19 protein-coding genes are annotated in these 22,974 nt (G+C 62.8%); 6 read left to right on the forward strand and 13 right to left on the reverse strand.

The window, feature by feature from the left end; genetic code table 11:
* Nucleotide 1: 1 nt before the first annotated feature.
* Genes EN851_RS19310 through thrC form a run of 3 tightly spaced genes read right to left on the reverse strand, consistent with a single transcriptional unit; the run spans nucleotide 2 to nucleotide 3,315 of the window.
* On the reverse strand, nucleotides 2-598 hold the full coding sequence (locus EN851_RS19310) for a GNAT family protein (RefSeq protein WP_127278135.1): 597 nt from the start codon (nucleotides 596-598) through the stop codon (nucleotides 2-4).
* Between the two features lie 12 nt (nucleotides 599-610).
* Nucleotides 611-1,903: a pitrilysin family protein gene (locus EN851_RS19315; protein ID WP_127278136.1), complete on the reverse strand. Its 1,293-nt coding sequence runs from the start codon at nucleotides 1,901-1,903 to the stop codon at nucleotides 611-613.
* Between the two features lie 14 nt (nucleotides 1,904-1,917).
* Nucleotides 1,918-3,315, reverse strand: coding sequence for a threonine synthase (gene thrC, locus EN851_RS19320; protein ID WP_135916285.1), 1,398 nt, complete (start codon nucleotides 3,313-3,315; stop codon nucleotides 1,918-1,920).
* A 128-nt stretch (nucleotides 3,316-3,443) separates the two neighbouring features.
* Here thrC and EN851_RS19325 point away from each other — a divergent pair, with 128 nt between their 5' ends.
* Nucleotides 3,444-4,169 (forward strand): hypothetical protein, encoded by a 726-nt coding sequence (locus tag EN851_RS19325; protein ID WP_127278138.1) that lies wholly within the window; start codon nucleotides 3,444-3,446, stop codon nucleotides 4,167-4,169.
* A 42-nt stretch (nucleotides 4,170-4,211) separates the two neighbouring features.
* On the opposite strand, the gene EN851_RS19330 is transcribed toward EN851_RS19325, so the two are convergent.
* Nucleotides 4,212-4,901: an HAD family hydrolase gene (locus EN851_RS19330; protein ID WP_127278139.1), complete on the reverse strand. Its 690-nt coding sequence runs from the start codon at nucleotides 4,899-4,901 to the stop codon at nucleotides 4,212-4,214.
* Nucleotides 4,902-5,079: 178 nt separating this feature from the next.
* Between EN851_RS19330 and EN851_RS19335 the strand changes: the two genes are divergently transcribed.
* Nucleotides 5,080-6,213, forward strand: coding sequence for a site-specific DNA-methyltransferase (locus EN851_RS19335; protein WP_127278140.1), 1,134 nt, complete (start codon nucleotides 5,080-5,082; stop codon nucleotides 6,211-6,213).
* Between the two features lie 58 nt (nucleotides 6,214-6,271).
* Here EN851_RS19335 and EN851_RS19340 read toward each other — a convergent pair whose 3' ends face one another.
* Entirely contained in the window at nucleotides 6,272-6,883 is a 612-nt protein-coding gene (locus EN851_RS19340) for an HAD family phosphatase (protein ID WP_135929849.1), read from the reverse strand.
* Nucleotides 6,876-8,015: an A/G-specific adenine glycosylase gene (gene mutY, locus EN851_RS19345; RefSeq protein ID WP_135929850.1), complete on the reverse strand. Its 1,140-nt coding sequence runs from the start codon at nucleotides 8,013-8,015 to the stop codon at nucleotides 6,876-6,878. The genes EN851_RS19340 and mutY overlap by 8 nt, the downstream gene beginning before the upstream one ends.
* A gap of 53 nt (nucleotides 8,016-8,068) precedes the next feature.
* On the opposite strand from mutY, the gene EN851_RS19350 reads away from it, so the two are divergent.
* The 3 genes from EN851_RS19350 to smc all read left to right on the forward strand — a co-directional run bounded on the left by EN851_RS19350 (nucleotide 8,069) and on the right by smc (nucleotide 13,059).
* Nucleotides 8,069-8,569, forward strand: coding sequence for a DUF721 domain-containing protein (locus EN851_RS19350; protein ID WP_135929851.1), 501 nt, complete (start codon nucleotides 8,069-8,071; stop codon nucleotides 8,567-8,569).
* Nucleotides 8,570-8,733: 164 nt separating this feature from the next.
* A complete protein-coding gene (locus tag EN851_RS19355) occupies nucleotides 8,734-9,477 on the forward strand; it encodes a DsbA family protein (protein ID WP_135929852.1) in 744 nt (247 codons plus the stop codon).
* A 123-nt stretch (nucleotides 9,478-9,600) separates the two neighbouring features.
* On the forward strand, nucleotides 9,601-13,059 hold the full coding sequence (gene smc, locus EN851_RS19360) for a chromosome segregation protein SMC (protein ID WP_135929853.1): 3,459 nt from the start codon (nucleotides 9,601-9,603) through the stop codon (nucleotides 13,057-13,059).
* 453 nt (nucleotides 13,060-13,512) lie between these two features.
* On the opposite strand, the gene EN851_RS19365 is transcribed toward smc, so the two are convergent.
* A complete protein-coding gene (locus tag EN851_RS19365; RefSeq protein WP_127279605.1) occupies nucleotides 13,513-15,150 on the reverse strand; it encodes an ABC transporter substrate-binding protein in 1,638 nt (545 codons plus the stop codon).
* 125 nt (nucleotides 15,151-15,275) lie between these two features.
* On the opposite strand from EN851_RS19365, the gene EN851_RS19370 reads away from it, so the two are divergent.
* Nucleotides 15,276-16,175 (forward strand): LysR family transcriptional regulator, encoded by a 900-nt coding sequence (locus EN851_RS19370; RefSeq protein ID WP_127279606.1) that lies wholly within the window; start codon nucleotides 15,276-15,278, stop codon nucleotides 16,173-16,175.
* An 89-nt stretch (nucleotides 16,176-16,264) separates the two neighbouring features.
* Here the strand turns inward: EN851_RS19370 and EN851_RS19375 are convergent, their stop codons facing one another.
* From EN851_RS19375 to EN851_RS36370, 6 genes are all read right to left on the reverse strand, one after another.
* Nucleotides 16,265-17,137 (reverse strand): phytanoyl-CoA dioxygenase family protein, encoded by an 873-nt coding sequence (locus tag EN851_RS19375; RefSeq protein WP_189343688.1) that lies wholly within the window; start codon nucleotides 17,135-17,137, stop codon nucleotides 16,265-16,267.
* A 134-nt stretch (nucleotides 17,138-17,271) separates the two neighbouring features.
* Nucleotides 17,272-18,027 carry a GGDEF domain-containing protein gene (locus EN851_RS19380; RefSeq protein WP_127279607.1) on the reverse strand — a complete coding sequence of 252 codons (756 nt, stop codon included), beginning with the start codon at nucleotides 18,025-18,027 and terminating at the stop codon, nucleotides 17,272-17,274.
* 145 nt (nucleotides 18,028-18,172) lie between these two features.
* Nucleotides 18,173-18,832, reverse strand: a complete 660-nt coding sequence (locus tag EN851_RS19385) for a thermonuclease family protein (protein WP_245512077.1) — start codon at nucleotides 18,830-18,832, stop codon at nucleotides 18,173-18,175.
* Nucleotides 18,833-18,881: 49 nt separating this feature from the next.
* Nucleotides 18,882-20,081 (reverse strand): penicillin-binding protein activator, encoded by a 1,200-nt coding sequence (locus EN851_RS19390; RefSeq protein WP_127279954.1) that lies wholly within the window; start codon nucleotides 20,079-20,081, stop codon nucleotides 18,882-18,884.
* Nucleotides 20,082-20,110: 29 nt separating this feature from the next.
* Entirely contained in the window at nucleotides 20,111-20,479 is a 369-nt protein-coding gene (locus EN851_RS19395) for a hypothetical protein (protein ID WP_127279953.1), read from the reverse strand.
* Nucleotides 20,480-20,551: 72 nt separating this feature from the next.
* Nucleotides 20,552-22,974: type I secretion C-terminal target domain-containing protein (locus EN851_RS36370; RefSeq protein WP_189521888.1), on the reverse strand; the 2,423-nt coding region annotated here is incomplete at its 5' end.

The following is a 22,974-nucleotide window of genomic DNA, read 5'->3' on the forward strand; positions in this document are numbered from 1 at the left end:
ATCAGTCCTTCGTTCCAGCGCCCGGCGGATCGTCGGCGATCCGGGCGTAGAGGTAATGGTCCTGCCAGATGCCGTTGATCCTGAGATAGGATCGCAGAAGTCCTTCGCGCCGGAATCCGGCTTTTTCAAGCACGCGGATCGACCTGATATTGTCGGGAATACAGGCGGCTTCGATCCGGTGCAACCTCAGCGTATCGAAGGCGAAGCGGGCCACCACCTTGACCGCGTCGGTCATCAGGCCACGGCCGCCGAAGCGTTCGCCGATCCAGTAGCCGACATGGCCGCTTTGCGAGACACCGTGACGTATGTTGCCGAGCGTGATGCCGCCCGCGAGCTTGCCGCTCGACTTCTCGAAGATGAAGAAGGCGATCGCCGTTCCCTGTGCATAGTCCTCGCGATAGCGGCTGATGCGCAGGCGCCATGCCGTGCGGTCGAGTTCGTCGGGGGTCCAGCGCGGCTCCCACGGCTCCAGGAACGTCCGGCTTTCGCCGCGCACCGCCGACCACTCGCGATAATCGCTGGTGAACGGCACGCGCAGCGTGACGAGGTTGCCCTTCAGTGCCGGCAGGTCACGGCGAAAGAAAGGGAGCGCGAACACGGCGCTTGGGACTTAGACGGCGAGCCTGCGGGCCGTGGCCTGCGTACCCGGAAGCGAATCGAGGATCGCCTCGTATGGTGCCAGCGTACCCACGGGCCCGACAGCGGTAAGCGTCGGCTTGGTCGAGAACATCCGCGACGACAAGTCGGTCAGGCGCTCGATCGTCAGCGCCGCCAGCCGCTCCATCAACTCTTCCTTTGCGATCGGACGGCCGAAAAGCAGCAGTTGGCGCGCGATCTGCGAGGCGCGGCTGGCCGGACTTTCGGCGGACATGATCAGCCCGGCGCGATACTGGGCGCGCGCACGGTCGAGTTCTTCCTGCAGGATGCTCTCGCCGGCCTTCTGCAACTCGTCAATGATGACAGGCACCAGTTTGGCGATGTCGCTCTGCCCCGTGGCGGCATGGACGCCGAATATGCCCGTATCGGAAAAACCCCAGTGGAAGGCATAGACCGAATAGCACAGGCCGCGTTTCTCGCGGACTTCCTGGAACAGACGCGACGACATGCCGCCGCCCAGAATCATCGACAGCACCTGCGAGGCGTAGAAATCGCGCACATGATAGGCGCGGCCCTCGAAGCCCAGCACGATCTGCGCGTCCATCAGGTCGCGGTCCTCACGGAAATCGCCGCCGACATATTGCGCGTATTGCGGAATGGTGCTGTCGGCCTTGCTGCGGAAGCCGCCGAGCCGGTTTTCGACCTCGCGCACGAACTTGTCGTGCTTGATGTCGCCGGCCGCCACGATCACCATCCGCTCGGCGCCGTACTGGCGTTCGATGAAATCGTGCAACTGCTTGGAGGTGAAGGATTTTACCGTTTCGGGCGTGCCCAGGATCGAGCGGCCGATGGTCTGGTGGCGGAAGGCCGTCTCGGTGAAACGGTCGAAAACGATGTCGTCGGGCGTGTCGTGCGCGGCGCCGATCTCCTGCAGGATGACGTGCTGCTCGCGCTCGAGTTCCTGCGGGTCGAATTCGGACTCCTGCAGGATGTCGGACAGGATGTCGACGGCCAGCGGCACGTCGTCGGAGAGCACCCTGGCGTAGTAGGAGGTGGTCTCGACGCTGGTGGCGGCATTGATCTCGCCGCCGACGTCCTCGATTTCCGAGGCGATCTCGAAGGCGCTTCGCCGCTTCGTCCCCTTGAACGCCATGTGTTCGAGCAGATGGGCCATGCCATGCTCTTCTTCGCGTTCATTGCGGGCACCCGACTTGACCCAGGCACCCAAGGCAACCGATTCGATACTTGGAAGGGTTTCGGTGGCGACTGTCAGGCCGTTCGACAGACGGCTTACCTCAACACCCATATGGCTCGTACTCCCTAACGCGCCGCCCGCGCACGGCGGCTGACGTAATCTTCCACCATTTTCAGGTCGGATGGAAGTACCGTGTATTTTTCCTCAAATGTCATCAATCCCCCTAGCCATGCGGGCAGGGCGGGCGAGACACCGCTGGCGGCCTCGACGGCGGCCGGGAATTTCGCCGGATGTGCAGTGCCCAGCACCACCATCGGCACGGCGCCCGATGCTTTGCCGGCCGCGACATACATGGCCGCGGCGGTGTGCGGATCTAGAAGATAATTGCTGCCCGCGAGCGTCGAGCGGATGGTGGCGGCGACCTCGTCCATATCGGCGCGGCCGGCATCGAATTCGGACCGCATCCCGGCAATTTCCCGGGCTTCGATGGTGAAAGCGCCCGATTGCTTCAGGCCGGCCATGTAGCGCCGCACCGTCGCCGCATCGCGGTTTGATGCCTCGAAAAGCAGGCGTTCGAAGTTCGAGGAAACCTGGATGTCCATCGACGGCGAGGTGGTCGCAAAGACGCCCTTGGTGCGGTATTCGCCGGTCGCGAAGGTGCGAGCCAATATGTCGTTGTCGTTGGTGGCGATGACCAGCCGGTCGATCGGCAGGCCCATCTTCTTGGCGGCGTAGCCGGCGAAGATATCGCCGAAATTGCCGGTCGGCACGGTAAAGGAGACCGGCCTGTCCGGTGCGCCGAGCGACAATGCCGAGGAGAAATAATAGACGATCTGGGCCATGATGCGCGCCCAGTTGATCGAATTGACCCCCGACAGCGACACCCGGTCGCGAAAGCCGTGATCGTTGAACATATCCTTCAGCAGGCCCTGACAGTCGTCGAAATTGCCTTCGATCGCCAGTGCATGGACATTTTCAGCCTTCGACGTGGTCATCTGCCGCTGCTGCACCGGCGAGACGCGGCCATGCGGGAACAGGATGAAGATGTCGGTGCGGCTGCGCCCGGCAAAGGCGTCTATGGCCGCGCCGCCGGTATCGCCCGACGTGGCGCCGACGATGGTGGCATGCTGGCCGCGTTCGGCAAGCACATGGTCCATCAGCCGGGCAAGCAATTGCATCGCCACGTCCTTGAACGCCAGCGTCGGCCCATGGAAGAGTTCGAGGACAAAAGTGTTGGCGCCGGTCTGGACCAGCGGGCAAACAGCCTCATGGCGGAAGGTGGCATAGGCTTCGCGGACCAGGCGCTCGAAGACCGGTGCGGCGATCTCGCCGCCGAGGAACGGCGTCAGCAGGCGGATTGCAAGGTCAGGATAGGCAAGGCCACGCATGGCGCGGATCTCGGATGACGAGAAGTGTGGCCATTCGCGCGGCACATAAAGCCCGCCATCGCGCGCCAGGCCGGCCAGGACGGCGTCGGAAAATCCAAGCGCGGGCGCTTCCCCGCGGGTACTCACATAGTGCATGTCACAGATCCGTTTGCCGCTGTTTTTCCGTTCACCACAAGGTGGTTAATTTCTGCACCGGCTGTAGTCGCATTTTTGCCGCGCGGTTGATATACGTCACCAGCTTTGCGAGAGGGAAGTGCAGTTTCATGGCGTTTCGTATATCAAGTGGTCGCTTTTTGGCGGGTCTCGCGCTCACGGGCTTTATGCTTGCCGCCGCCGGCTGCCAATCCGGCGACAATGGCATCTTGAACCTCGGTTTCGGCAAGAAGGACCCGACGGCGCCACCGCCGCCGCAGGACCCCAAGGTGCTGGCCAGCCAGCTGAACGCCTACTGCCCAAGGGTGACGGTGCGCGATGGCACGGCGTTCTTCAACACCTATGTCAACGAGGCCCGGAAGCCCAAGCCGAAGCTCAAGAAGACCGGCGACGCCGCTGCGGATGCAGCGGCCCAGGCAGCGGCTGACGCCGCCGCCGCTACACCGCCCGACGATTCGGCGAGGATCATTTATCAGGCATCGATCAGCGACGTGACCCGCGATTGCAGCCGTGCCGACGGACAACTGACGATGACGATCGCGGTTGCCGGCAAGATCGTACCAGGGCCGAAATTCACTCCGGGCACCATCACCATGCCGATCCGTACCGCGGTGATGCACGGCACCGACGTGCTTTATTCGCAAATCCACCAGTATCAGGTCCAGGTCACCGATCCCTCGGTCGCGACCCAGTTCGTCTTCACCGATTCCAATATCGTCGTACCGGCGCCGACGGCTGCGGACTATCAGGCCTATGCCGGTTATGATGAAACCGCGCCCAAGGCTACAACCGACAAGTCGAAGCGCAAGAAGAAGAAAGCCGCGGCAACGAACTGAGCGGCCCTCAGCGTGGCGTGCGTCCGGTCGGGCGCACGCAGCTCAAGCATTCGCAGACCACTCCGACAGCGCCGCGATAACGCTTTTCAACTCCGCCCACCGCCGGATCACCGTTTCGGCGCCGGCCTCCGTCAGGGCATCGGCATGGCCGGGATAGCTGTGGCTCGCGCCCGTAAAACCGATCACGCGCATACCGGCGGCCGTGGCGCCGGTGACGCCGTGCACGGAATCCTCGATGACGAAGGTGTTCGCCGGGTTGGCGCCGAGCTTTTCGGCGGCATGCAGGAACACGTCCGGGGCCGGTTTGGTCTTTCCGGTCGGCGTCTCCAGCGCCGAGAAGATGCGTCCGGCGAAGAATGGCAGCAGATGCACCTTCTCCAGCATGAACTCGATCCGCTCCGAACGTGAATTGGAGCAGATGCAGCGTTGCGTCGTGACCGAGGCGACCGCTTCCCGCACGCCTTCGATGGCACGAACGTCGCTGCGCAGTTTGCGGTCGACCAGTTCCTCGGCGCGATCGATCAACGAGACCTGGAACGGGATCTTGGACTTCTCCTCGATCCGCATCAGTATGTCCTTGAAGGTCAGGCCCGCATAGGTCTCGGCAATCTCCTCCGCCGAGACTTCATATCCGGCCAGGGTGATCAATTCGGCCTCGACCCGTGCGGCGATGATTTCGGAATCGACGAGCACGCCGTCGCAATCGAAGATGACAAGGTCTGGCTGGGGCATGATGATCCGGACGATGGAGGATGGAGAAATGGCCGCTCAGGGCTCAAGCGGCGCGGCATACACCAATGGGCACGCCTTCGCAAACTCCTGCACCGGATCGATAAAGCTTCACCGAATATTTACGCTGATCGGTAACCATAACGGGGAGTAAACAGTAACGCGTGCCTTGGGTGTAAAAATGTCAGCCGTGCGTCTTCTCGACGAGCTCTCCCATGCTCCCCAGCAATCCGAATGGCTAGACACGATCCTGAAAGGCGACTGTGTCGCGGCGCTCGACCGCCTGCCGGAAAAGTCGATCGACGTCATCTTTGCCGATCCCCCCTACAATCTGCAGCTCGACGGCGATTTGCATCGTCCCGACCAGTCCAAGGTCGATGCGGTCGACGACGACTGGGACCAGTTCGAGAGCTTCGAAGCTTATGACGCCTTCACCCGCGCCTGGCTGCTGGCGGCGCGCCGCGTGCTGAAGCCCAACGGCACGATCTGGGTCATCGGCTCCTACCACAACATCTTCCGGGTCGGCGCCAAGATGCAGGATCTCGGCTTCTGGATCCTCAACGACGTGGTCTGGCGCAAGACCAATCCGATGCCGAATTTCCGCGGCCGCCGCTTCCAGAACGCGCATGAGACGATGATCTGGGCCTCGCGCGATCAGAAGGGCAAGGGCTATACCTTCAACTACGAAGCGCTGAAGGCGTCGAACGACGATATCCAGATGCGCTCCGACTGGCTGTTCCCGATCTGCACCGGCGGCGAGCGCTTGAAGAACGACAATGGCGACAAGCTGCATCCGACACAGAAGCCCGAGGCGCTGCTTGCCCGTATCATGATGGCCTCGACCAAGCCGGGGGACGTCGTGCTCGACCCGTTCTTCGGCTCCGGCACGACGGGTGCCGTGGCCAAGCGCCTCGGCCGCCACTTCGTCGGCATCGAGCGCGAGCAGGCCTATATCGACGCCGCCAATGAGCGCATCGATGCCGTGCGGCCACTCGACGAAGCGGATCTCACCGTGCTTACCGGCAAGCGCGCCGAGCCGCGCGTCGCCTTCGTCAGCCTGATCGACACCGGTCTGGTGACGCCCGGTGCCACGCTCTATGACGCCAAGAAGCGCTGGGCCGCCAAGGTTCGCGCCGATGGCACCGTGGCTATCGGCGACAGCGCCGGCTCGATCCACAAGATCGGCGCCGAGGTGCAGGGGCTGGACGCCTGCAATGGCTGGACCTTCTGGCATTATGAGCGCAGCGGCGGACTTACCCCGATCGACGAACTGCGCCGCATCGCCCGCCTCGGCATGGAGCGGGCAGGGGGCTGATCCCCTGCCGCTTATTCGTTGAATCAAAGTCTCAACGGATCGCCGCAAGCGATAGAGATCACGCCTTTATTCCGAAGCGTTCAAGATCCGCTTGAAGCGTCCTGGCATCGGTGAACAGCACCGCTTTCCAGCCGGCCGCCTTGGCGCCGTCGACATTCTTCTGGCTGTCGTCGATGAACAGCGTCGCGGACGGTTCGAGGCCGAACGCCGCCACGTGATGGTCGTAGATGTCGCGGTCGGGCTTGATCTTGCCGATATCGCCCGACACTGTCACGCCGCGCGGACGGTTGAGAAAATCGAAGCGCTGCCGGGCTTCGGCCAGCGTGTCGGAGGCGAAGTTGGTCAGCATGGTGACATCATGGCCGCTTTCGATCAGGCCGAGCATGATGGCGACGCTGTCGTCATAGGCATGCGGCACCATCTCGTGCCAGTGGCGGCGGAAATTGCGGATGTTTTCAGAATGATCTGGATGATCCGAAATGAGCAGCGCCTCGGCCTCTTGCCACGTCCGGCCGCGATCCTGCTCGAGGTTCCAGTCATGCGTGCAGACATTGTCGAAGAACCACTTTCTCTCGTCGGCATCGGGAATGAGGCGGCTGAACGGAATGTTTGGATCGTAGTGGATCAGCACCTTGCCGATGTCGAAAACGATGTGGCGGATTTCAGTCATGGGGTCTCTTTGCACCTGATGGCGACGGTTTTTTCGTCGCGCCGGGTATCGCAGCCTCGATTGCCTTTTTCATGACAGTCGGCAGCGCCTCGCCGGAAATCTCGCCAGCGGGCGACCAGAAGTGCCCTGCCACCGCATCACCTTTGATGTGGGCGTGAAAGACTTCGAGTTCGAGCGCGAAATGGGTGAAGACATGCGTGATTGACCCAGCGTGCCGCCAGGCGCCGGGAAAGGGCGCCGCCGCTTGCGTGGTGGCGCCGTCCACCCGCGCGGTCCAGGCTGTGGTCGGCACTTCCGTCATGCCGCCAAGCAGCCCCTTTTCCGGGCGCTTCCGCAAAAGAATGGCGCCGTCCTCACGCGTGGCCACGAAAGCCGCGCCGCGCCGCAGCGGTTTGTTGGCTTTTGGCAGCCGCACCGGGAAATTCTCGGGGTCGCCTGCAATGACGGCGCTGCAGTCCTCGCGCAGCGGGCACAGCATGCAGCGCGGCCGGCGTGGCGTGCAGATCGTGGCGCCGAGATCCATCATCGCCTGGGCGAAGTCTCCCGGTCGCGTCGCCGGCACCATGCGCTCGACCTGGGCCCGTATCTCGGCCTTGGCTTCGCTGAGCGGCGTCGTGATCGAAAACAGCCTTGAGATGACGCGTTCGACATTGCCGTCGACAACGGCCGCCGGGCGGTCGAAGGCAATCGCCCTTATTGCCGCCGACGTATAGGCGCCGATGCCGGGCAATTCTCGAAGTCCGGTCTCGGTGTCGGGAAACCGGCCGCCGCGTGCCGCCACCAGATCGGCACAGGCCTTGAGGTTGCGGGCGCGGGAATAGTAGCCGAGCCCGGCCCAGGCTTTCATCACATCCTCGGTCGGCGCCGCGGCCAAGGCCTCGACATCGGGCCATTTCTCGACAAAGGCGCGGAAATAGGATTTCACCGCTTCGACGGTGGTCTGCTGCAGCATCACCTCGGACAGCCAGATACGGTAGGGGTCGGGCCGCACGCCGCGTGCATGCTCGCGCGGCGTCACGCGCCACGGCAGTTCGCGATGATGCGCGTCGTACCAGGCGACCAGCCGTGACGCCGTATCGTCGGCCTTGGCTCTGCTGGTCTGGGCCTTGCGGGTCTGGTCTGCTGGTGCCATTGATCTTGCGTAGGCTTGGCCGGTGTCTGCTGGGTCGTGGCTGGAGAACGCACATGGCAGGGAAAAGGCCCTTCGGCAATCCCGTTCCGGTGAGCGACCTCGCCACCGAGATCCTCGACCCGGTGCTGCGCAAGCGGGCAGGCATCTCGATCGGTCTCGTCCAGTCCTGGGAAGAGATTGCTGGCCCGCGCCTGGCCATTCACTCGCGGCCCGAAAAGATCCAGTGGCCGCGCCGCCTGCACGAGGACGATCCATTCGAGCCGGCCGTGCTGGTCATCGCCTGCGAAGGCATGGCCGCGCTTCACCTGCAGCACGAGACCGGCGAGATCATCAACCGGGTCAACGCCTTCCTGGGCTTTATCGCGATAGGCCGCATCAGGATCGTGCAGAAGCCGGTGACTTCTGGAAAGGCCCGGCCCAAACCTGCTCTCAGGCCACTGAGCGCGGCGGAAAAGGCGAAATTGGCCGATACAGTCGGATTGATCGAGGATGACGGACTGCGCGCCTCACTGGAAAGGCTGGGTGCGACCATTTTGGGCGCAAGGAAAGCCTAGTTCTGACTGGAAACAGTCATAGGTTTGTCGTTAATCTCGCGCATTCGTGATCACCCTTGTCAGGTTTCGCGATTGGATTGGGGACAGGGATGCCTTAATTCGCGCCAACTCTCGCTTTTTCGTGTCTTTGCATTGCAAAATTCAACCCTTATCAGGTGATTCGTATGAGCCGTACCCCGTTTGGCCAAAGCTTCTCTCGCAGAAACGTCCTGACTTCGCTGGCCGCCATTCCGGCGGTGGCCCTGCTCGCGGCCTGCAGTGATTCCGGCGAACAGGCCAAGGCGGCGGATGTCAAGCCCGCGGACCCGGCAACGCCCGCGAAGCCGGCCACGCCCGCGGCGGTCCAGGTGCCGGAGGCGCAAGGCACGGTGGATATGGCCGAATTGTTGAAGCCGGGTGCGCTGCCCGACAAGCAGCTCGGCAAGGATGACGCCAAGGTCACCATCGTCGAATACGCTTCGATGACCTGCCCGCACTGCGCGCATTTCGCGGAGACCACCTTCCCGGATTTGAAAACCAAGTACATCGATTCCGGCAAGGCCCGTTACATCCTGCGCGAATTCCCGTTCGATCCGAGCGCCGAGGCCGGTTTCATGCTGGCACGCTGCGCCAAGGATAACTATTTCCCGATGGTCGATGTCCTGTTCCGGCAGCAGGCGAACTGGGTCGGCGTGTCCAACACCAAGGATGCGCTGCTGCAAATCTCCAAGCTTGCCGGTTTTACACAGGAGTCCTTCGAGGCCTGCTTGACGGACCAGAAACTTCTGGACGATGTGAGATCGGTCCAGAAGCGTGGCGCCAATGAATTCAAGGTCGACTCGACACCGACCTTCTTCATCAACGGTAAGACCTACAAAGGGGCGATGTCGATTGAGGAAATGTCGGCCATCATCGACCCTCTGCTCTGACATCGGCTCAGCGCTGAAGCGGCAGCGCTCCGGCGCTGCTTGCCTTTCTATCTGTTCGCGCGCCATGCGCCCTATCGCAAAACTTCGGTACACTTTTGCGCAACCGGTGTATGAGGCGCGTGAATGAAGTTTTCGCGCCTCCGCCTTCTTGGTTTCAAGTCCTTCGTGGAACCCGGCGAGTTCGTCATCGAACGCGGCCTGACCGGCATTGTCGGGCCGAACGGGTGCGGCAAGTCGAACCTCGTCGAGGCGCTGCGCTGGGTGATGGGCGAAAGCTCCTACAAGAACATGCGCGCGTCCGGCATGGACGACGTGATCTTTTCCGGCTCGGGCACGCGTCCCGCCCGAAACACCGCCGAAGTCACGCTTTTCCTCGACAACAGCGACCGCTCGGCGCCATCCGCCTTCAATGATGCCGACGAGCTGCAGGTGTCGCGCCGCATCGAGCGCGAGGCGGGCTCCCTCTACCGCATCAACGGCAAGGAAGCACGCGCCAAGGACGTGCAGCTTCTGTTCGCCGATCAGTCGACCGGTGCACGCTCGCCTTCGATGGTCGGGCAAGGCCGTATCGGCGAACTGATCCAGGCCAAGCCGCAGGCCCGTCGCGCCCTGCTCGAAGAGGCGGCCGGCATTTCCGGCTTGCACACCCGCCGCCACGAGGCGGAACTGAGGCTGAAGGCCGCCGAACAGAATCTCGAACGCCTGGACGACGTCGTCGGCGAACTGGAAAGCCAGATCGAAAGCCTGAAGCGCCAGGCGCGCCAGGCTTCGCGCTTCAAGAACCTGTCCGCCGACATCCGCAAGGCCGAAGCAACGCTCTTGCACCTGCGCTGGACGCTGGCCAAGACGCAGGAAGGCGAGGCGCGTTCGGCGCTGGCTACGGCCACGGCGCTCGTTGGCGACCGCGCCGCCACGCAGATGAACGCGGCCAAGGAGCAGGGCATCTCCGCCCATCGCTTGCCTGACCTGCGCGACGCGGAAGCCGCGGCTGCAGCCGCCTTCCAGCGGCTGTCGATCGCCAGGTCGCAGATCGAGGAGGAAGCCGGCCGCATCCGCACCCGTCAGGCCGAACTCGAGCGCCGGTTGCAGCAGCTCGACGGCGACATCGCCCGCGAAGAGCGGATGGTGCGCGACAACGCCGACGTTCTCGAGCGCCTGCGCGCGGAAGAGGCCGCGCTGAACTCCGAAAACGCTGGTGCCGCGGAGCGCGAGGCCACCACCCGCGCGGCATTCGAACAGGCCGCCTCGACGCTGGCGCAAAGCGAAGCCAAGCTCGCCGCGCTGACCGCCGAGCGCGCGGAGGCTGCCGCCTCGCGCCATCAGATCGAACGCACTTTGCGCGAAACCGCCGAGCGGCGCGATCGCTTCGCCCGCCAACTCGCCGATGTCGACCGCGAATTGTCGGACATCCTCGCCAAGGTGGCCGGCCTGCCGGACCCGGCCGAGAAACAGATCCTGGTCGAACAGGCGCTGGCGTTGCTGGAAGAGTCGGAGGCCGCGGCGGAGCAGGCCGAGCAGTCGGTCATCGACGCTCGTGGCGCCGAAAGTGCCGCGCGTCCGCCGCTTCAGGACGCCAGGGCGGAACTGGCGCGGATCGAGACCGAAGCGCGTACGCTGGCCAAGATCCTGAACGCGGCCAGCGGCGATCTCTTCCCTTCCGTGCTGGAGCAGATCAGCGTCGAGCGCGGCTTCGAGACGGCTCTTGGGGCGGCCCTGGGCGAAGATCTCGACGTGCCGCTCGACCGCAACGCGCCGGTGCATTGGGGCGAAAGCGAAATCCAGCCCGGCGACGCCGCGCTTCCGGAAGGGATCAGGAGCCTTGCCAGCATGGTTCGCGCGCCGGCACAGCTTGCCCGCCGCCTGGCGCAGATCGGCATCGTCGAGGCCGCTGACGGCCGCCGGTTGCAGGGGCTTCTGGCTCCCGGCCAGCGCCTGGTCAGTCGTGAGGGCGCGCTGTGGCGCTGGGACGGCCTGACCGCCAGCGCCGATGCACCGACCGCCGCGGCACAAAGGCTGGCGCAGAAGAACCGGCTTGCCGAACTCGATGCCGAAGCGGTGCAGGCGACGCTCGTCCTGCGCCAGGCCGAGGAGGCGCTGGCACAGGCCGAGCAGGCCCTCCGCCAGGCAAGCGAAGCGGAGCGGACCACGCGCCAGGCCGGACGCGAGGCCCAGCATCGGCTGGATGCCGCCCGCAATGCGCTGGCCGAGGCCGAAAAGGCCGGCGGTGAACTGTCGAGCCGCCGTGCCGCGCTGGACGAGGCGCGTGCCCGCATAGTCGACAGCCACGAGGAGACGTCGGCGGCTTTCGTCGAGGCCGAGATGTTGTTGCAGGACGCGCCGGATCTCGGCGACCTGCAATTGCTGCTCGAACAATCATCGGCCAATGTCTCTCGCGACCGCGCCGCACTGGCCGACGCGCGCGCCGTCCATGAAGGCTTGCGGCGCGAAGCCGAGGCACGCACTCGGCGTCTGGATGCCATCGGCGCCGAGCGCGGCAACTGGCTGGCGCGTGCTGAAAACGCCTCGACCCAGATCGCCTCGCTCGGCGAACGCAAGGCGGAGGCCGAGGCCGAGCGCGAACGGCTGGTCGATGCGCCCGACGAGATCGACGCCAAGCGCCGTGCATTGCTGTCGCAACTCACCGAGGCCGAGACTTTGCGCAAGGCGGCCGCCGACCGTCTGCAGGAGGCGGAGAACCGGCAGGCCGAACTGGACAAGGCCGCCACATCAGCCATCCAGTCGCTGGCCGAAGCGCGCGAAACCCGCGCCCGTGCCGAGGAACGGCTGACGGCGGCGGACGAGCGCCGGCTGGAAGTCGAGGCGCGTATCCAGGAAACGCTGAACACGCCGCCGCATCTGGTCATCCGCCACACCGGCCTGGAAGCCGACGATCCGATGCCCGAGATGCCCGAGATCGAACGCCAGTTGGATCGGCTGAAAATCGAGCGCGAACGGCTCGGCGCCGTCAATTTGCGCGCCGAGGAAGAGCAGAAGGAGCTTTCCGAGCGCCTGGAGACCATCGTGTCGGAGCGCGAGGACATCATCGAAGCGATCCGCAAGCTCAGGCAAGCAATCCAGAGCCTCAACCGTGAAGGCCGCGAGCGGCTGCTGGCCGCCTTCGATGTGGTCAACAGCCATTTCCAGCGGTTGTTCTCGCACCTGTTCGGTGGCGGCACGGCCGAATTGCAACTGATCGAATCCGAGGATCCGCTGGAGGCGGGACTGGAGATTCTTGCCCGCCCGCCCGGCAAGAAGCCGCAGACCATGACGCTGCTGTCGGGCGGCGAGCAGGCGCTGACGGCGATGTCGCTGATCTTTGCGGTGTTCCTGACCAATCCGGCGCCGATCTGCGTGCTCGACGAAGTCGACGCGCCGCTCGACGATCACAATGTCGAGCGCTTCTGCAATCTCATGGACGAGATGGCCAAGACCACCGAGACACGGTTCGTCATCATCACCCACAATCCCATCACCATGGCGCGCATGGACCGGCTGTTTGGCGTGACCATGGCCGAGCAGGGCGTCAGCCAGTTGGTCTCCGTCGACTTGCAGGCCGCGGAGGCGATGCGCGAAGCAAGCTGACGCTGACAGCGCCGCGGCCCGTAGGAACTCTATTCAGCCGTCATCCGGACCTCCTTTGTCGCGACGCCCCGTTGCGCCGAGCCCTCGCGCTGCTGCCGCTGGTGCGCGAGGCGAATTTTCCCGTTTTTAGGGAAGGTTGTTGTCCGTCAAAGCCGGTTTCGCTTCATTTCGGCAAGGATAAGCTCTCGCCATCAATTGGAGCGGCTTGACGATGACAGACCCAGACACCGGGATTCTTCGTATGCCTGACGATCCGGCGGACCTGGCGACGCGGCCACGGATACGCGCGGACATGCCGGGGCAAGGCACGTGGGGGCGCATCTGTGCGACGTGTCCGAAGCGAAACCTGAACTGCGCCTCGTCGGTCCTCGACAGTGTCGCCACGAGGCGAAGCACGCAGTGAAAAAACGGCAGGGCGGCACCGTGGAATGCACCGCCCCGTCGGATGAGCAATCAGGCGGCGAGCCAGGCCTTGGTGAAATCCTGCTCGTAGGCCTGATGCATCTGATAGCCCATCAAGGCGGGTTTCATATGGCAGAACAGCTTTCGCCAGTAAGGCTGAACGATGATGCCGGACTCCTGCAACATCACCTGCAATTCCTTCATCACCGCCCGACGCTGGTCCGGATCGGCGATGGCGTTGGCCTTGTGAACCTTGGCATCGAACGCGGCATCGGCGAAGCCCGTCTCGTTCCATGCCGAGCCGCTCTGATAGGCGAGAGCATAGGTCTGGATGCCGAGCGGGCGGGCATTCCAGTTGGTCGTGGCGAAAGGATATTTCGTCCAGTCGTTCCAGAACGCCGATTCCGGGATGACGGTACGCTTCACCTTGAAGCCGGCGTCGCGCATCTGCTGGGCAACCACGTCGGAACTTTCCTTGCGGTAGTCGGCTTCGACCGAGATCAGGTCGAACTCGAAATCGAGCTGGCCGGCTTCCGCGAGCAATGCTTTCGCCCGGGCCGGATCCCGCTTGATCGGCGGCAGTTCGGCATGTTCGGGATGCATCGGGCCGACGTGATCGTTCTGCGCCACGATGCCCATGCCGTTGGCGCCCAGTTGCAGCACCGCCTCGTTGTCGACCGCAAGCTGGATGGCATTGCGCACGCGCTTGTCGTCATAAGGCTTGGCGTTGACGTTGCAGCGCGAGACGATCGTGGCGGCGGTGACGATCTCGCTCTTCTTCAGGCCCAGCCCGTCGAGCATGACGACGTCATAGGATTGAGTCTGGCCGTTCAGATCGATCTCGCCGGATTCGAAGGCGGAGACGGTGGCGGCCGAGTCGGTGCCGTAGTCGATCCAGTCGATACCATCCAGGAACACCTCGCCGCCCCACCAGGAGCCGTCAGGCCGCCTGCGCACGGAGGCCGCGACACCGACATTGAGCTTCTTGAGTTCAAAGGGGCCCGTGGAGATCGGGTTGGCGGACAGGGCTGCTTGTTTCGGATTGAACGTGCGATGCACGATCAGCGCCGGGTAGTCAGTCAGCGCCGGAATTATGGTGATGTCGGGTTGCGACAGTTTCAGCACCACGGTGTGGTCGTCACGAACCGTGATGGCGCCGGCGCGCGCGGCCTTGGTTTCGGGATCGATAAGCGACGTCATGCGGCCGGCCATCGAATTGCCGGCGGCCCCCTTCTCGCACCAGCGCGTGACGTTGAAGGCAACGTCCTCGGCGGTGAAATCGTCGCCATTCGACCATTTCACGCCAGGGCGTACCTTGAGCACATATTCCGTGGCATCCGTATTGATTTCCCAGCCCTGCAGCAGCACCGCCTCGAAGGTGAAATCCGGCTTCCAGCGCACCAGCGGCTCGAGAAACTGCATGGCGATGTTGCCCATCTGCGAAACCTTGAAACTGCGCGGATCCTCCATCTCCATCACCTGCATGGCGACGCGGACGATTCCGCCCTTTCTGGGTTGGGCCGCGTCGTCGGCCAGGGCCGGAACCGGCTGGCCGATGAGCCCGTAGGCGACCGCCGTGCTGGCGCCGAAGGCGCTGGCCAGCGCCAGGAATTCGCGGCGGCTGAGCGCGCCGTTTTTGGCACCCCGCGCAAAGGCGTCGATCGCGGGATGAAGAGGCTTGGATGTCATATCGTTTCTCCCATTGTTGATTTTACGTCCAAATCGGGTGGAATGCCCTTGCCGCAACAGCGCTGGGCACGGTCTTTTGTTGGAAACCGCGAGCGGCCGAGCCGATGCGGCGAGGGGGAAACAGGATGAATCTTCTGACGGCCATGCGGGTCTTCGACCGGGTCTGCCTGCTGGGCAGCCTCTCGGCGGCGGCGCGCGATCTCAACATGTCGACGACGGCGGTCAGCCGGACGATCAAGGAGCTGGAAGAGGATCTTGGCGTGCGTCTCATCAACCGCACGACCCGGCGCCTCAGCGTCACCGAAGCCGGGCGCGACTATGCACCGCGGGCCCGCAGCCTGCTGGACGAGATTTCGGAACTGCAGGATTCGACGCGCGGCCTGCACAAGGAGACGCGCGGCCTGATCCGGGTTTCCTGCTCCAATGTCCTTGGCCACACGCGCATCACCAAGCTGGTGCCGAAATTCCTCGAGGAGAACCCGCTGACTACCATCGAATTCGATCTGACAGCGCGCTACGTCGTCGGCATCGTCGAGGAGGGTTATGATGTTGCCATCCGTTTCGGCGGCCAGGCCGATTCCGCTCTGATTGCGCGGCGCCTGGGCGAAGTCCGCAACTATGTCTGCGCCACGCCGGATTATTGGGACAGAAACGGCCGACCGACCCATCCGGACCAACTGGCAAGCCATTCCTGCGTCTTGAGCAATTTCGCCAAGCGGCTCGGCACGTGGCCCTTCATAGGGCCTGACGGGCCGTTTGACGCACCGATCGGCGGGCGCATCTCGACCAACAGCGTCGAGGCCGCCTATCAGATGACGATCGCCGGCTTCGGCATCGGCAACCTGCCGAGCCTCCTGGTCGATGCGGCAATCCGCGATGGACGGCTGGAGGTACGGCTCGACGAGTTTCGCCCGGATTCCAGCCCAATCTATGCCCTCTACCCACACCGGACCTATATCGCCGCCAAGGTCCGCGCCTTCGTCGATTTCCTGATCCGTGAGCTGTCGGCGGATTTTACCGCCTGAGGCGCGGCAGGGGCATCGCCAGTCGGCGCCAGCAAAGGCCCGGCGCGAACGCCAGGCCACCCTTGCCCCCAACGGCAAACTCGGCGGTGTCATTTCCACCAGGCGGTGGTGTCGTACATCGGTCCCGGCTCCTCGAAGAGCTTCTCGTATTTGCAGAGCGCCGGCGTCTTGCCGAGCGCCACCGAGGCACCATCCTTGAACGCCCACTCGCCGCGTTGGGTCGAGTCGGCCCGCACATAGCTGGACAGGGCAAAGGCCCGGTCGTGCTGCGACAGGTTGGGCGAGGAGCCATGCACGGTAAGCAGCCCCCACATGGCGAGGTCGCCAGGCTCCAGGACCAATGGAACGATCGTCGCCGGGTCGATGCCGACCTTGCGCAATTCTTCCTCGGCGGTCAGCCCCTTCATCAACTCGCCCTTGCCTTCGTCGGACAGGCCGAGATAGCCGAGCTTGTGACTGCCAGGCACGACCTGAAGGCAGCCATTGTCGAGCGTCGCTCGGTCGACGGCGAGGCCCGTCGTCACTGTCGCATCGGCGACATTGTCGAAGGCGGCCTGGTTGCGGAATCGCAGATCCTGATGGAAGCGATAACCAGTGACATTGGCCCCGGGTGGCTTCCAATGCAGCTGCTGGGCGATTTGCTTGATGTCACGCCCGATCAAGCCTTCGAGCAGTTTCAGGTAATTGGGATTGCGCCGGAATTGCTCGAAATAGGAATTGATCCAGGAAAACCAGTAGGCCTGCAGCACGTAGCGTTGGCCGAAATCCGACTCGGGCAGGATCTGGAAGTTGAGATTGCCGTCCCGGAAAGTAGCGTGATGCTTGAGCCCTTCGGCGTAGACGGCATCCGTTTCCTTCTTCAGCCGGACCATCTCGTCGCCGTCGACGAATTGTCGAACGACCGCGTATCCCTCCTCGCGGTACTGCTCCACCGCCTCGCGTGCCTGCTTGTCCGTCAGCATGTCCTTGGCTATCCCTGTCTGATGATCTCCAAGGATCGTAGCGAAGGGATCGCGGGCGATAAGCCACGGATTTTGGCATCGACTTTCCCGATAATCGCAAAAGTCGCGGCAAACTGAACCGGTCTTGGAGGACGTCAGGCTGAAGCGCGTTGAATACGCGACAACTCAAAACCGCCTTTGCCCGACAAGCTCTGTTCCGCCGGCCGGAACATATCCTCGAAGTCGAGGTCCTCCTCGAAAACCACGCCTCCGACGGTCACGGCCAGGATCTCCACGGCGCCCTGAGGGGAAAAATAGACCCGCGAGACACTGGCGCGGATACGCTCGCCAACCATCCTGGCTTCGGCCTCGCTCGTTCCGGGAAGGAACACGCCGAACATCGACGCGCCTATGCGGCCGATGACGTCTTGCGAGCGCACGCAAGACCGGATGGTTGAGGCTATGAGACGCAAGGCTTCGTCGCCCCAGCTCAGGCCGAAGCGCAAGTTGATGGCGTTCAGATGCTCAGGATGAATGACCAGGAAGGCGCCCGATCGCTCGCCTGGAACGGACGGCCTGATTGCCCGTCTCTCGATCAGCGACGTGAAGACCCTGCCGTTCAGGCAACCGGTCAGCGTATCGAAGGTAGCGGCTTTGTTGAGTTCCCGCCGGTAGCGACGGATCTCTGCCAGGTTCCGGCCTATGAACACAAAAAGCGGCAGGCAGATCACCAAAGGCAAAAGCGTTGCGGTGATCATGCCGCGCCCGAAAGGCGTCAGCGTCTCGCTGAACAACAGCAGATAGTTCAGGCTCAGGGAGACGCAAAGGCTGCCGATGGTTCCAAGGAAAGCCAACCAGCCGACGCTCCTCCATTCGTGATGGGCCGGGACATCAGCTGCTGCGTTGGACATGATCGATCTCCGTTGGATCGCCAAGCATAAGACCGGCAAGTTAGGATTTCGGTTTCAAAGAACAATACAATTTGAGGCGTCGGGATAGATCGCTAAGCTTTCTGGAGGCGATGCCGGCCTTTGCGGCGACTCCGGTTGCTGCCGCCTATGGGGAGCCGAAGATTCCCATCTCCGCCGTCCTGGCTGTTGCTTCGGCCTTGCCATAGATACCGCCCGGCAAGGCCAACGCCCAGCCATTCGACACGAGCCAGGCTCCGACATCCTGTTTGCCCAGCCTGCATGTCGCCGCGACAGGGAAGCGGTCGACCGACGGAGGCACGAAACAATTCAGCGCCCGCCCGCGCATCCAGTTGTTGAAAGCCGCACGCGCCCGCTGTCCACAAGGCCAGGCACTCTCGTGAAACAGGCAGATCCTGTCGGCTTCGACGCTCTGGGTTCCGCTGATGAACAGTTTCCGCCCCATGGAGTCGAAACCAGCCGAGGACGTGGCCACCGGATGATACAGCGGTGTTTCCCGCCAATCCCTGGGCATCGATGGCTTGGGTTGTGACGCGAGGCCGAGGTCGCCAAGGGGCAAGCGAGGTTCCACCCGCTCCACTTCTGACCCCACGACCTGCGGCGGTGCGATGAGATCTTCGGCAATCTTGCGGGCTGAATTGACGATCGATCGAACCGGGTGCTGCGCGACGTCGTCGCTGACGTCCGGGGCCGGGTCGGTGACGGTCCGCTCGACAGGGAACAGGGTCGCTGCCTTGACCAGCAGCAGGATGCCGACGAGAAGCTCGAGGCTTGCGACCGCGATCATCACGCGAAGGCGCCCCGCTTGTCCCGCCGGACCGCCCGCGCCCAATTCGCTAGAAGCTGGACGTCGATTTGGCAACCAGTTTGAGCGCACCTTTTTCAATCCGGTAAAACGGCATCGAGCGTTCGCTGGATCCATCCGCGCGGAACCTGAACAAGCCGGTCGATCCGCGAAATCCGTTCGGGTTCTCGAAAACCTGCCTGTTGAAGCCGGTCGGTCCGGCAGCGCTCGCGATGCCCGCGGTCAGGGCGACCATGTCATAGGCATAGGCGACATTGACGTCGGCCTGGTAGTTGAAGGTTGTCTTGAAACGATCCGAAATGGGGCCTGTTTCGTGTTGGTCGAGGGTCGCGATATAGGCACCTTCGAATAGTGGACTGGCCGGGTACTCCAGCCAGCGGTTCGTGCCAACCACCGAGGTCGATTTTCCGGGAATGCCTTTTGCCTTCAGGGCGATCAGGATTGGCGACGGATTGCTGTCGCCGCTGGCGACGACCACGGCATCGGGGGCGTCCACCAGCGAGCCCATGTCCGTCACCGCCTTTGTCGCGCTGTCGGCGCTCGTATAGGGTATGGTGATCGCAAGTGCGGCTCCGTACACGCTGAGGCTGTTGGCAACCCGCTTTTCGACGATATCGGCACTCGCGCCCGCCGGCACCAGCAGGACGAACTTCTTGCCGCCCTTGGCCGCAATCGCGCCGGCGCCTGCAGCGGCGCTGTCTGCCTCGCTGAGACATACCGCATAGACGCCCGGGCCACCGGCAAAATTGTCCGCAAGAGCCAGAACCACCGGCCGGTTTGCGCCCGACAGTTTCGCGACATGCTGGGCCGCCGGCAGTTCGGTCGGACCGATGACCACTTTCGCTCCCGAAGTTATGGCCTTTACCGCCAGTTGCTGCGAGTAGGTCGCGTCTCCCTTCGTGTCCTCGACGGTAAGCGTCAGCAGCGGGTTGCCGAGATCCGTCATCGCGAGCTTGGCGGCGTCGAGCATCTTTCTGCCGTTTTCGCCTGCGGATCCGGAGGCGGAGAGGGGCAGCAGCATGGCGACTTTTGTGGGGCCGGTGCCGAGAGACTGCGTTGCCATGCTTGCGTTGGCGACAGCAACAGCAGCCGGCTGATTGGGGGCCTGGATGGCAGCGGGGTCGAGCGCGTCTGACACCGCGCCTTTCGATTGGCAGCCGAGCAACGACATTGCCAGCGCGCAAGCGACCACGCACGTTCGCAAGCTGTGGACCTGCCGGTCAGATACCATTTTCTGCCGGCGCGCTCTCGCTGTTGCGGTCAGTTCATGTACTCGACCATACGGTCGTGAAAACACTCGCACTTGTTGAGCGTGTCTTCGTCCTTGTAGTTCGTCTTCAGGTAGCCGTAAGCCATGCCGCAGGCGACCTTGGCTTCCGATGCCCAGACGAAGACCGGCCGCGACGAGTTGATCCATTCCGGGCTCTTGGCGACGGCGATCGACTCATCCATCAGCTTCACGACCTGTTTCGTGAGGTCGACCGTGTTTTCGGTCAGCACGAGATTGGAGGTTCCAACGGTGCGGCAATAGTCGGCCGTCGGACCTTCGATGATGTCGGCGGCAAAGCCGGTGGATCCAGCCAAGAGCAGCGCCGCGGCCGTGCCCAGCGATCTTGAACGAATTTTCATGTAAGCCCCTCTCCAAATTGCCATTTCATGTTCCGCTAATGCATAGCATGGGAGCACAAGCGCGCAGAAGTGTTAAATCGTGACATGCTGCTGCGTATGTGTTGCGTCGTCATAGAGGATGTTGATCGTACCGGCTGCGGGTGCGTTCTGCAGTACGGCCACATCCACGAAGTTTGCCGCGTTGCCCGAGCCGCTGGTATCGACGCTTACTGTGCTGGTCGCGCTGTTGTAATGCACATAGTCGGCGATGTTGCCAGCCGGCGCCTTGTCGAAAAGCGCCGTTAGGTCGATCTTATCCCCTTCGTCGCCATGGTAGTCGACGATCAGATCCTTGATGTTGAGATTGTCGATCTTGAACGTGTCGGCTCCCGAAGTGCCGTCCATGGCCACCGACGGCTGCGTCGAGGCAACCAGCGATGTATCGAGTTCCACCTCGACATAGTTGCCGCTCGTGCCGTCGGCCATCTGGAAAGTGCCGTTGCCGGTCACGGTCTGCCCGTCGATTTCGCCGACAGCCGCGTTCGCTGCCGTGCTGATGGAGACGATACCGTTGTCGGCGAGGTGCGACAATTCCCCGGTGTCGCTGATGCCGTTGGCATTGGCGTCCTGCCAGATCACCAGGCTGCTGAACGCCGCGTCGTTGTGGTCGATGACGCCGTCATGGTTGCTGTCGAGCGAAGCCAGCGCTGCCGCGCCGCTGTCGAAATGGCCGCCGTTGAAGTTCGGCGTGAACAGCTCCGTGCCATCGTCGATCTTGCCGTCATGGTTGAGGTCGACCGCCAGCATGCCGTCATGGGATGTGTTCCAGGCGAGCTGTTCCTTGGTGCCATCGCCGTTCATGTCGAACTGGACACCGTGGCTGACGTCGGAGAAGGCGAACCCATTGTGGTTCAGGTCGAGAATGATGGGGTCGACCGAGCCTCCGATGAGGTTGTTCAGGTTCGATATGGTGACGCCCTGGAGATCGACCAGTGCTCCCACGCCGGCATTCGTGGTTGTCTGGGTATAGACGTAGGTGTGGTTTACCCCTGAGATCGTTGCCGTGAAGGCGAGCGTCGCCCCGGCGTCGCCGATGTCTGTGGCGTTAAGATACTGGACAACCGCCGCCAGGCTTGCGGCGGACGTGACCGCCAATGGCGCGGTAAAGGTGTCGGTTCCAAAGAAACTGGCGATGCCGTTCGTGACCGAATGGGACTGAACCGTGTCACCGCCGATCGTCAACGTGGAGTCCCCGCCATTGACGTTGCCCGCGGTGGCGGCCACCAGACTGCCGGGCAGTGTCAACTTGTCGGTGCCGGCGACGAAGTCGGTGATGATGTCATATCCGGTGATCGTGCCTGCATTGCCTGATCCGCCGATGACGGGTGTCGATTCACCCGACCCGATCACGAACGTGTCGGCGCCGGCTCCTCCTGTCATTGTGTCGGTATGCGTGCTTGCGGCGATCACATCGTTGCCGGCCGTACCGGTAAGCGTGAAATTGCCGCCAGTCCCAGCTGTTTCAACGTTGATGCTGAGGGTGGAGCTTGACGAGAGGTCGCCGTCACCATCACGGGCGACGATGTGGAAATCTAGACTTTGATCGGGAGGCAGAATGGTATGCGAAACGCTGACATCCGTCCCGATACGCAAACTTCCTGTTCCTACAGTGTCTATATTTTCGATCTTGAGGACGCTGAATTGAATCGTCGGATCGATGGTTAGAGGACCTGTTGAGGATACAGTGATGTCGTGGGTCTCTGTATCCCCGTTTACTGGATTTGTTGCGGTCCATCGTATTGTTACAGGGCCCTGCTGAATCTGCTGGATGTTTATGGTAACGGATTCAAGAAGGTCTGGATTGGAGCTCGCGGCATCGTTGCCAGCGACTCCGGGCTTGTGGAACTCCATCTCGAACCATTCGCCGTAGTCGGTCCATTGATTGCTGACGCCGAAACCCTGGTTGCTGGCGTTGACTCCGTTGCCGTTGCTTTGAAATTCGACCCGACCCAATTCATTGACCGGAGTATTTGGATCATCGGCCAGTTCGCGGAAACCGGGGCCTCCAGCACCAAGTTGAGCGAACGAAATCTGTTCTGTGGTCGCCGCGCCGGGTGTGATCAGCTCAAAGGTATAGGTCGCATCGGCCTTGACGGTCAGCGCGAAGATATCCGTGCCGTTTGAGTCCTCGGCGAGAAGCCGTGTCGTTCCATTACCAAGATCGGTTTCGGTGTAATGGATTCCATCGATGACCGGCCCGGTGATGTCGAACGCATTGTTAGTGGAGTGGCCATCGGCCCCGAAGCTGACGTTGAACGTACCATTTACGGTGCCGATTTCGTTGGGGATCGTGGCGGAAGTGAAGGAGCCTAGCGTCGGCACGTCGTCAGTAACATTGACCTGAACCGTCGCGCTCGCCTGGTCTCCGTCCGAATCGGTAGCGACCACATTGATGCCGGTCAGGTTGATGACATTCTGTCCACCCGCGTCGGGATGCGAGAAATTGTCGAGCAGCG

Source organism: Mesorhizobium sp. M8A.F.Ca.ET.208.01.1.1, assembly GCF_004791315.1.
Taxonomy (GTDB): domain Bacteria; phylum Pseudomonadota; class Alphaproteobacteria; order Rhizobiales; family Rhizobiaceae; genus Mesorhizobium.

What these genes read in the sequence shown, in the direction of transcription:
- EN851_RS19365 (WP_127279605.1), bottom strand. Translation starts at nt 15,150, where the DNA reads ATGACATCCAAGCCTCTTCATCCCGCGATCGACGCCTTTGCGCGGGGT.
- EN851_RS19395 (WP_127279953.1), bottom strand. Translation starts at nt 20,479, where the DNA reads ATGAAAATTCGTTCAAGATCGCTGGGCACGGCCGCGGCGCTGCTCTTG.
- EN851_RS19375 (WP_189343688.1), bottom strand. Translation starts at nt 17,137, where the DNA reads ATGCTGACGGACAAGCAGGCACGCGAGGCGGTGGAGCAGTACCGCGAG.
- EN851_RS19315 (WP_127278136.1), bottom strand. Translation starts at nt 1,903, where the DNA reads ATGGGTGTTGAGGTAAGCCGTCTGTCGAACGGCCTGACAGTCGCCACC.
- mutY (WP_135929850.1), bottom strand. Translation starts at nt 8,015, where the DNA reads ATGGCACCAGCAGACCAGACCCGCAAGGCCCAGACCAGCAGAGCCAAG.
- EN851_RS19370 (WP_127279606.1), top strand. Translation starts at nt 15,276, where the DNA reads ATGAATCTTCTGACGGCCATGCGGGTCTTCGACCGGGTCTGCCTGCTG.
- EN851_RS19380 (WP_127279607.1), bottom strand. Translation starts at nt 18,027, where the DNA reads ATGTCCAACGCAGCAGCTGATGTCCCGGCCCATCACGAATGGAGGAGC.
- EN851_RS19350 (WP_135929851.1), top strand. Translation starts at nt 8,069, where the DNA reads ATGGCAGGGAAAAGGCCCTTCGGCAATCCCGTTCCGGTGAGCGACCTC.
- thrC (WP_135916285.1), bottom strand. Translation starts at nt 3,315, where the DNA reads ATGCACTATGTGAGTACCCGCGGGGAAGCGCCCGCGCTTGGATTTTCC.
- EN851_RS19355 (WP_135929852.1), top strand. Translation starts at nt 8,734, where the DNA reads ATGAGCCGTACCCCGTTTGGCCAAAGCTTCTCTCGCAGAAACGTCCTG.
- EN851_RS19385 (WP_245512077.1), bottom strand. Translation starts at nt 18,832, where the DNA reads ATGATCGCGGTCGCAAGCCTCGAGCTTCTCGTCGGCATCCTGCTGCTG.
- EN851_RS19390 (WP_127279954.1), bottom strand. Translation starts at nt 20,081, where the DNA reads ATGGTATCTGACCGGCAGGTCCACAGCTTGCGAACGTGCGTGGTCGCT.
- EN851_RS19330 (WP_127278139.1), bottom strand. Translation starts at nt 4,901, where the DNA reads ATGCCCCAGCCAGACCTTGTCATCTTCGATTGCGACGGCGTGCTCGTC.
- smc (WP_135929853.1), top strand. Translation starts at nt 9,601, where the DNA reads ATGAAGTTTTCGCGCCTCCGCCTTCTTGGTTTCAAGTCCTTCGTGGAA.
- EN851_RS19340 (WP_135929849.1), bottom strand. Translation starts at nt 6,883, where the DNA reads ATGACTGAAATCCGCCACATCGTTTTCGACATCGGCAAGGTGCTGATC.
- EN851_RS19325 (WP_127278138.1), top strand. Translation starts at nt 3,444, where the DNA reads ATGGCGTTTCGTATATCAAGTGGTCGCTTTTTGGCGGGTCTCGCGCTC.
- EN851_RS19335 (WP_127278140.1), top strand. Translation starts at nt 5,080, where the DNA reads ATGTCAGCCGTGCGTCTTCTCGACGAGCTCTCCCATGCTCCCCAGCAA.